General features: G+C 64.7%; 8 protein-coding genes. 2 read left to right on the top strand and 6 right to left on the bottom strand.

What is annotated here, in order from left to right; genetic code table 11:
- The first annotated feature begins 17 nt into the window (after window positions 1–17).
- Window positions 18–1,205 carry an MFS transporter gene (locus AC1D1G_RS22225; protein WP_477953688.1) on the top strand — a complete coding sequence of 396 codons (1,188 nt, stop codon included), beginning with the start codon at window positions 18–20 and terminating at the stop codon, window positions 1,203–1,205.
- A gap of 231 nt (window positions 1,206–1,436) precedes the next feature.
- Here the strand turns inward: AC1D1G_RS22225 and AC1D1G_RS22220 are convergent, their stop codons facing one another.
- From AC1D1G_RS22220 to AC1D1G_RS22195, 6 genes are all read right to left on the bottom strand, one after another.
- Window positions 1,437–2,261 carry an HpcH/HpaI aldolase/citrate lyase family protein gene (locus AC1D1G_RS22220; RefSeq protein ID WP_317568727.1) on the bottom strand — a complete coding sequence of 275 codons (825 nt, stop codon included), beginning with the start codon at window positions 2,259–2,261 and terminating at the stop codon, window positions 1,437–1,439.
- Window positions 2,262–2,371: 110 nt separating this feature from the next.
- On the bottom strand, window positions 2,372–2,671 hold the full coding sequence (locus AC1D1G_RS22215; protein ID WP_283351267.1) for a hypothetical protein: 300 nt from the start codon (window positions 2,669–2,671) through the stop codon (window positions 2,372–2,374).
- Between the two features lie 348 nt (window positions 2,672–3,019).
- Window positions 3,020–4,006, bottom strand: coding sequence for a ketopantoate reductase family protein (locus tag AC1D1G_RS22210; RefSeq protein ID WP_283351269.1), 987 nt, complete (start codon window positions 4,004–4,006; stop codon window positions 3,020–3,022).
- A gap of 28 nt (window positions 4,007–4,034) precedes the next feature.
- A complete protein-coding gene (locus AC1D1G_RS22205) occupies window positions 4,035–4,826 on the bottom strand; it encodes an HpcH/HpaI aldolase family protein (RefSeq protein WP_283351270.1) in 792 nt (263 codons plus the stop codon).
- Window positions 4,827–4,860: 34 nt separating this feature from the next.
- A complete protein-coding gene (locus tag AC1D1G_RS22200; protein WP_283351271.1) occupies window positions 4,861–6,312 on the bottom strand; it encodes an aldehyde dehydrogenase family protein in 1,452 nt (483 codons plus the stop codon).
- Between the two features lie 41 nt (window positions 6,313–6,353).
- Entirely contained in the window at window positions 6,354–7,178 is an 825-nt protein-coding gene (locus AC1D1G_RS22195) for an SDR family NAD(P)-dependent oxidoreductase (RefSeq protein WP_283351272.1), read from the bottom strand.
- Between the two features lie 203 nt (window positions 7,179–7,381).
- Between AC1D1G_RS22195 and AC1D1G_RS22190 the strand changes: the two genes are divergently transcribed.
- Window positions 7,382–8,221: a hypothetical protein gene (locus AC1D1G_RS22190; protein ID WP_283351273.1), complete on the top strand. Its 840-nt coding sequence runs from the start codon at window positions 7,382–7,384 to the stop codon at window positions 8,219–8,221.
- Window positions 8,222–8,280 lie beyond the last annotated feature (59 nt).

The raw sequence follows: 8,280 nt of genomic DNA, 5'->3' as shown, positions 1-8,280 counted from the left end.
ACTGACACCCGTCGAATATGAGACGCTCCATCAGACCGCACACGCGGCCTGAAACTGCACACCCCGTGTGTCAACCAGGGTGGGGGCAGTCCCCAACGAGTTTTGGTGCTCCTGCGATCGCGACTGCCTCGGTGGCCACAGCGGTGCAGATCGGTTACGCCTGCGGCATCTTCCTGTTCGTACCGCTGGCCGACCGAGTGCACCCTCGTCGGCAGGTCAGCGTCCAATCGCTCGCGCTCGCCGCGACGTTGATGTGCTGTGCAGCAATGCCGTCCATCATAGGTCTCGCGGCGAGCTTCTTCGCGGCGGGACTGGTCGCGAACATCGCCCAGGTTCTCATTCCCGCGGTCAGCACACTCGCGCCGGAGGGTAAAGCCGCGACGGCGACCGGAACGATGGTGGGCGCATTGCTACTCGGGGTCTTCGGCGGTCGCATCGTTTCGAGCGTTCTTTCCGACTCGATCGGATGGCGGTTCGTCGTCCTGTTGTTCGCGGGCATGGTGCTTGCGACTGTTCCGTTCACCAGGAGAGCCCTCGACGTGGCCTGGATGCCGTCGGCGCCGTCTGCGAAATATCGCGCGTTGCTGAGCGACACGCTGCGTTTGGCCACTCGCAGCCCCGAACTCATCGAGTCGGCGGTCCTTCAGTTTCTCGTGTTCGCCGTATTCAACATGTTTTGGACGGTCAGCGTGTTGCATCTGACCGCTGAACCGTACGGCTGGAGCATTCTGCAGGTGGGGATGTTCGGGTTCGTGGGATTGTCGGCGGCGCTGGTCACTCCGTTATTCGGTCCGGCTATCGAACGTTTCGGCCCTGTTCCCGTCATAGGTGTGGCTCTGGTTGTTCTGTTGTGTGCCTGCATCTCCGCATTCTTCGACGCCTACGTCTTGGTGGGGCTTGCGCTGACAATGTTTGTGGTCACGTTGGTCAACCAGGCGGTACAGACGTCGAACCAGAGTCGTGTGCTGGCGGCCAACGAGAACAGTGCAGCTCGGGCCAATACGTTGTTCATGGTCGGGGTGTTCATGGGAGGGTCGGTTGGTGCAGTCATCGCGCCCGTCGCCTATGAACTGGGCGGGATGACTCCAGTGGCTGCGTCGGCGAGCCTGCTCGTGACGGTCGGGATTGGTGCCTGGGGCGTTGTCCGCGCTCGACAGAACCGGCGTGGCCAGTCCCACCGTGAGTCTGTCTGCCTGGTGCAGTGAAAGGGGATAGGCCAGCTGCGGCGGGGGCAGTCCCGACCGACTTCGACGGGGTATACGAGTAGATCTCCTGCAGCCCGCGTTCGCGACCGACGCCGCTGTTCTTGTAGACGCCGAACGGCACGGCCTTGGCGTTGCTGGTGGACCCGTTCACCCCGCCATTCACCATTTCCGTGGGAATCGGCTAGCGAGCGGCACCGTCCCGGCAGAGACGACTACAAGGACGTGGCGCTCTCAGATCCGAAGCGCCTGAGCGAGCCGGGTGACGCGTTGCGCCTCTGCCAGTCGTGGGCGGTCCGACCCGTCGCGGATGCGGACGCCGTCGGCCCCGAGAAGTTCGATGACCGACCGGGCGGTCTCGATCTCGTCGGGGGAGGGGCTCAGATGCGAGTTGATGCAGTCCACCTGCTCGGGAAGGAGGACGAGTTTGCCGGTCATTCCCGTGGCAATCGCCGGTTGCAGATCCGCGGGAAGGTCGTGGCAATCGCGCGCGCTGGGACCATCGATCGGTGACGCGATGCCGGCGGCGGTACTGGCCACGACCAGGCGTGCACGGGGATAGGCCAGTGCGAGAGGGTCGTACCGCATCCCGGTGTCTCGCCGGAAGTCTCCGCTGCCGAACGCAAGTCGGATGACGCCGGTTGCCGCGGCGATGCCGAGGCTTCGTTCCAGGCCGAGGGCGGATTCGATGAGCGCCACGATCGGGGTACCGGGCAGCCGCTCGCTCGTCGCTTGAACGTGTTCGGGGCTTTCGGTCTTCGACAGTACGACACCCAACAGGCCCGGGGAACCGTCCAGGGCGGCAACGTCGAGATCCCAGTCCGGTGTGGTGACATCGTTGATGCGCACCCATGCGGAGCTGCCGGACAGCCAGGTCAGGACGTTGTCCCGTGCTTGTGGTTTCTCTGACGTCGGGACGCCGTCCTCGAGGTCCAATATGACGGCATCCGCGCCGGATTGCGCGGCATCGTCGAAGGTCTCGCGCTGGGACGCGGCCGTGAGCAACCACGATCGAGCTACTTCCGGTGCGATGGTTCCGTAGGACCGTGAATGCGACACAGTGCTCCAGCTTTCGGTGGGTGAGTTCTCGGCAGACGACATGGTCAGCAATGACCTAGTGCGAAGTGGGGTAAGTAGTGTGACGGTCAAGTTGTCGCGAGCCGGGACAGTCAGCCGCCTGGGCCGCCGGTTCGGCAGTGGTGCGGGTATGCGCTCGCCAAAATGCGAATCTCGTCATGGACACAGTTCGATTCAGGAATGACCTGCCACAATCGCTCAATGAACCGGCGCGTTGTCATTCCGAAGTGCACAAGTACTTCCTCCTCATGAGCGACCCCAAATGGCGCCCACCTGATGGCGAACTCGATGAGGTGCTCAGCCTCGGCGTCAGGATGGTTTCGCTTGCGGTGGGCTTCGATCCGAGCGGCGCGACGCCTCTGGCGCCGTTGCCGATACTCACGAGGGTTCATGGGAATTCACGTCTGATCGGTGCGGAAGCCGCGGAAGTTTCCTCGCCGAAGCGAGAGAAATAAGTGGAGCGCCAGACGCTCTCGCCCTGACCGTCAAATTATGTATGTCACGCCGCGCTCGAGCATTGCGATGGTGGTCGGGGCTCGCGGCGAGCGCCGAAGTCAGGAAGGCGTCGATCCGAGCCGCTGCGGGGACTCCGGGTCGGCCACGACCACCCGGAAGCAGGTCCAGGCACTGGCCAGCGTCGCCCGCTGATTCGGTTCTGGCTACGGTTCGGAGTGAAACCCGTTGGGAGTCCGTCGATGAGCCACACGATCTGCGGGTTGCTACCGGAGCCCGTTGCGATGTCATCTACTGGTGTCGTGATACTGGCCCGTGGCGCGGGCCCGCTGAGTGGCCAGTTCGATCACCAGGTCAAGGTTGGGGGTCGGGACCTGTGCCAGTTCGGCCAGATCGAGGGGAACACGGAACATGGCGTCGATCTCGAGGGGCCGACCGGCCTGCAGGTCCTGCGCGATGCTCTGCAGGTGGCTGGACGTCGCCAGCTTGCTCAGACCCTCGTAGGGATCGCCTGGGTCGCAGCCCAGGGCGCGAGCGATGGCGGCGCCCTCGGCCGCCATCGCCTTGGCGGTGCCGGCGACGGCGGGCTTGTCGAGGACATCCTTCATGGGTGAGACGCTGAGGACGCCCAGCGAGCCGCCGATCAGGTTCATCAGCAGTTTGGCCCAGACCGCATCACGGATCTTCTCCGTGACGGTGGCCTCCAGGCCACTGGGGTTCAAGAGCGAGGCCAGAGTGTCGAGCCGTTCGTCAGGCTGGCCGTCGGGGCGTCCGATGATCAGGCGGTTACGGGGGTTCCCGGCGCGAACCACTCCCGGTGCGACCACGCTGCACGCGGTGTAGGCAACGGCGCCCACGGCCCGCTCGGGACCGATGTGGTTCCACAGCGCCTGTTCGGGGTCCAGCCGTCCCAGCTGGGTGCCGTCCAAGGCTCCGTCGTGAGAGTGGAAGTACCACCAGGGAATGCCGTTCGTGACGAACAGCGCCAAACTGTCCTGGTGGAGCAGGGAACCGACGTGTTCGGCGATGGCGGGCAGGGCCGGGGCCTTGACCGCGACGATCACGATGTCCTGTGACTCCAGATCGCCGGGCCGGTCGGTGGCGACCGGGTGAGAGACCAGCTCTCCGTCACGGGTTTGCACCCGCAGCCCATGCTGTCGGATCGCGGCCAGCTGCTCACCGCGAGCGATCAGCGAGACCTCGGCTTGACCAGCAGCGAGCCGTCCGGCGATGTGCCCGCCTACGGCGCCTGCGCCATATACGCAGATTTTCATGTGTGCTTCCTGTTCCGTGGTGTGGCGATCAGGCGAACTGCCGACGCTTCTGTGCTGCAGCAGCGCTGAGGAATGAGATGTCGTTGCCGGTGGAGACGTAGCCGGCGCCGAGTGCGAGATACTTGTCGATAAGATCCGGCCGCCCACCCATTCCACCGATGCCTACGGTCTTCCCGTGTGCTCGGCAGGCGTCGATGACGTGCAGAAACGCCTCGTGCACCTGGGGGTGATCGACTTGTCCCGCGACACCCAACTCGACGCTGAGGTCGCTCGCACCTACGAGGACGATGTCCACGCCGTCCACTGCCGCGATGGCGTCGGCCGCCTCCACCCCGGCCCGGGATTCGATCATCGCCACCACCATGGAGGCCTGGTCGAGCTCACGGACGGTCTGATCGGCGGGCAGGGAGCGGTAGAGCAGTTGGGGTGCTGCTCCCGCCAGGGAGCGCTCACCGGTGGGCGCATGCTTGACGGCACGGACCGCGGCGCGCGCCTCGTCGGCGGACTGCACGCCGGGTACGACGATCCCCATGGCGCCGGCATCCATGACCCTGGCGATGAAGAACGGGTCCAGGCCGGGGATGCGGACGAGTGGAGTGACGCCAATGTGAGTGCAGGCCATGCAGATCTGACCCGCGGCTTCGAGGGGAAAGCTGCTGTGTTCCATGTCGATGTAGATGGAGTCGAAACCTGCGGTGTGGGCGATGGCGGCGATGTCGACGGTCCGCACGAGTCGGACGGTCATCGAGAACACCGGCTCACCCCTGGACAACTTTTCCTTCATGGGATTGCGAAGCAGGGGGGTGGCGACGTTGTTCATGTTCTGGGGGGCTCCTGACCGACTTGGGGTGTCTTCAGCCGAACAGAGTCGGCAAGGCTTGCGCTTCGTCCTCGAATCCGTACACGGATTTGACTTCGAGGTATTCTTCGAGCCCGAGCCTGCCCATCGAGCGACCGATTCCGGACTGCTTGTAACCGCCCATGGGGGTGTACGAATCCGTGGCGGCGCCGTTGAAGCTGATGCGTCCGGCACGCAGACCGTTCACGACGCGGCGGGCATTCTCACGCTGGCCGCCGAAGACGTAGCCGCCGAGCCCGAAGGGTGAATCGTTGGCGATGCGCAGGGCGTCGTCCTCGTCACGGTAGGTCAGGACGGCCAGAACGGGGCCGAAGACCTCCTCCCGGGCGATCGTCATGTCCGGTGTGACGCCGGTGAACACCGTGGGTTGCACGAAATATCCCTGGTCGAGACCGTCAGGGCGCTCGAGCCCGCCGGTGACGAGGCAGGCGCCCTCGTCGAGACCGCTCTGGATGTGGTCTCTGATCGACTTGAACTGGGCGGCACTGACGACCGGGCCCATGGTCGTCGAACTCTCCAGTGGGTCACCGAGGCGGAAGCGCTGTGCCTCGTCGACCAGGAAGGACGCCACCTGCTCGACCTGGCTCTCGTGCACCAACATTCGGCTGGGGGCATGGCAGGACTGGCCGGCATTGAAGAAGCAGCGCTGGATGTTCCAGCGCGCGGCCTTTTCCAGATCTGCGTCGGGAAGCACGATGTTGGCCGACTTTCCGCCCAGTTCGAGGCAGACACGTTTCACGGTGCCTGCGGCGGCGGCGCCGACCACCTTGCCGGCGCCGGTGGACCCGGTGAACGAGATCATGTCCACGCCCGGGTGGTGGGACAACGCGTCGCCCACCTCGCGGCCGGTGCCGCTCACCAGGTTGAACACGCCCGGCGGCACACCGGCCTCGTGCAGCACCTGAGCCAAGAGCACGCCGCTGGCGGCGGAGTTGAGACTGGGCTTGGCGACAATCGTGCACCCGGCGGCCAGAGCGTAGATGAGCTTGATCACGCCGGTCTGGATCGGCCAGTTCCACGGTGAGATGAGCGCGCAGACGCCGACCGGCTCACGACGGACAATAGCGCCGCCCACCCGAGCCTCGAAGGGGTACTCGCGCAGGAGGTCCCGGGCCACCCTCATGTGTTCGGCCGGGCCCGTGACCTGAGCGCGGTTGCTGACGGGAATGCCGACCTCGCGCGCGATCAACTCGGAGAACTCATCGATGTGCGACTCGTATACGTCGATGATGCGGTCGATCAACGCAATTCGGTCGGCTGCCGAGGTGGTGGAGAAACTCTCGAACGCGCGTTGGGCCGCGGCGACCGCGCGGTCTACATCCGCAGCGCTCCCCAGAGCCACCCGAGCGAAGACCTCCTCGCGGGTGGGGTCGATGAGCTCAATTTCGCGGGGCTCGGTCGGTGCAGTCCATCGACCGTCGATGTATAGGTGCGGGTACTGCCTCATGAGCGAGGTCTCCTCAGACTGTGGGTGGCGTGTCCGGTGGGTCAACTGCTGTGGGTGTAGCCGCCGTCGCAAGCGATCGTCTGGCCGGTGATAAACGCGGACGCCGGTGTGGCCAGGAAGAACATGATGCCGACGAGGTCGGTGGGGACCATTCCTCGCGGGATGCACTGCTGTGATGCCGCGCGCTCACGGCCCTCGACGGTGGGGTTGACGGCGCGCTCGACTTCCGTGGCCACCATGCCCGGTCGGACGCAGTTGACGGTGATCCCGTGACCGCCGAGCTCGCGCGCCAGGGAGTTGGTCATCCCGATCAGCGCCGACTTGGAGGTGACGTAGTGCAGGTAGTTGCCGACGCCGCGGGTCACCGCATCGGATGAGATGTTGATGATGCGGCCGAAACCCGCCGTACGCATGTGCGAGGCCACCGCCCGAACACACAGGTAGCTACCCGTGACGTTGACCTTCAACACCTGTTCCCACTGCGCCACCGGGATCTGATCGAACGGCCCCTTCTCGATGGTCGCGAAGATCGACGCGTTGTTGATCAGTACGTCGACCCGGCCCCACTGTTCGATGACGGTGTCGACCATCGCCACAACGGACGACTCGTCGGCCACGTTCACCTTGACGGCCACACCGACGCCCCCGGCGTCATGAATCTCCTTGACGACCGTGTCCGCCTTGTCGATGTCGAGGTCGGCCACCACGGCAACAGCTCCGGCCGCGGCGAACTGACGCGCCAGCTCGCGGCCGATGCCCTGGGCGGCACCGGTGACGATCACAACCCTCTCCTCGACGCTGAAATCCCGTGCCGACGCCGGCACGCCGGAGTCCTGGGGGGTGTGAGTCAGTGCTGTCGTCGTCATGTTCGATCCTCGTGCATCGCGTCGTGGTGGGCAGGCAGTGGGTGAGGGGCGAAACCGTCTCGGCCAACTGATGTAGACAATATCCCGCAATATGAGATATTGTCAATTGTCGCCTTGTACTGATGCAGGAACGACAGCGGGCGAGACGCCGCAGCCCCTAGGCCTTGCCGCGGGATGACATCGACTTTGTGAAGGAGCAAGAGATGCGTGTAAGCACGGCATCCGAGACCGGCAGTGAACGAGTCGGAACCATGCGTGAGGGAAAGCTCGACCAGAAGCACCTGCTGTTTGGTGAAGATGGCTCGCCCAACAATTACGACCTGAACATGGGTTACACGGGCGGTGGTGGTTGGCGGACCCCTCGCCATCGGCACGATTTCGACCAGATCCGCTACGTCATCAGTGGAAGGTTGCCCTACAGCGAGACCGACTTCCTCGAGGAAGGGTGGGTGGGGTATTTCCCGGAAAGTGTCCACTACGGGCCGCAGGAGCGCGCCGAGGGTCTTCGCACCCTGGTTCTGCAGGCCGGCGGCGCGAGCGGTAACGGCTATCTGAGTGTCGCCCAACGCGAGGCGGTGAACGCCGAACTGAACAAGACCGGCGAATTCAAGAAAGGCCTGTACCACTACACCGACGCCAACGGCGTGCCCCAGACCGTTGATGGCTCGCAGGCGATCTTCGAGCGCGCCACCGGGCGCAAGCTCGAATTCGCAACTCCGCGATACACCGATGTCATCGCGATGAACCCGCAGGCCTACGACTGGGCGCAGCAGGGCGACGCGGGGGTCTCGGAGAAGTGGCTGGGAAGCTTCACCGAACGCAACCTCCGGATCGGATTCCTGCGCCTCGACGCCGGCGCCGTGTACCAGGCGGGCCAGCACCCCTCCATCGAAATCTTGTTCCAGCTCAACGGCAAGGTATCGGCGGGCGGCGAGAAGTACGGTCCCGAAACCGGATACGAATTCTTGGCCAATGAGGGTCCGGTGCCCGTCGAGGCCATCGAGCCGACCGAGTTCTTCCGCGCGGTTCTGCACACGTTCTGAGTCGACACGAGGCAACACGGAGCACACACAGCCCCGTGTTGCGCTCACCGGCCACTGCC

The organism is Rhodococcus sp. P3_B8 (assembly GCF_056402775.1).
Note: the sequence above shows the minus strand (reverse complement) of the source record. Positions and strands in the feature narration are given on the sequence as shown.

Excerpts from the sequence above, each read along its gene's own strand:
- AC1D1G_RS22225 (WP_477953688.1), top strand. The coding sequence starts at position 18 with ATGAGACGCTCCATCAGACCGCACACGCGGCCTGAAACTGCACACCCC.
- AC1D1G_RS22215 (WP_283351267.1), bottom strand. The coding sequence starts at position 2,671 with ATGAACCCTCGTGAGTATCGGCAACGGCGCCAGAGGCGTCGCGCCGCT.
- AC1D1G_RS22210 (WP_283351269.1), bottom strand. The coding sequence starts at position 4,006 with ATGAAAATCTGCGTATATGGCGCAGGCGCCGTAGGCGGGCACATCGCC.
- AC1D1G_RS22205 (WP_283351270.1), bottom strand. The coding sequence starts at position 4,826 with ATGAACAACGTCGCCACCCCCCTGCTTCGCAATCCCATGAAGGAAAAG.
- AC1D1G_RS22200 (WP_283351271.1), bottom strand. The coding sequence starts at position 6,312 with ATGAGGCAGTACCCGCACCTATACATCGACGGTCGATGGACTGCACCG.
- AC1D1G_RS22195 (WP_283351272.1), bottom strand. The coding sequence starts at position 7,178 with ATGACGACGACAGCACTGACTCACACCCCCCAGGACTCCGGCGTGCCG.
- AC1D1G_RS22190 (WP_283351273.1), top strand. The coding sequence starts at position 7,382 with ATGCGTGTAAGCACGGCATCCGAGACCGGCAGTGAACGAGTCGGAACC.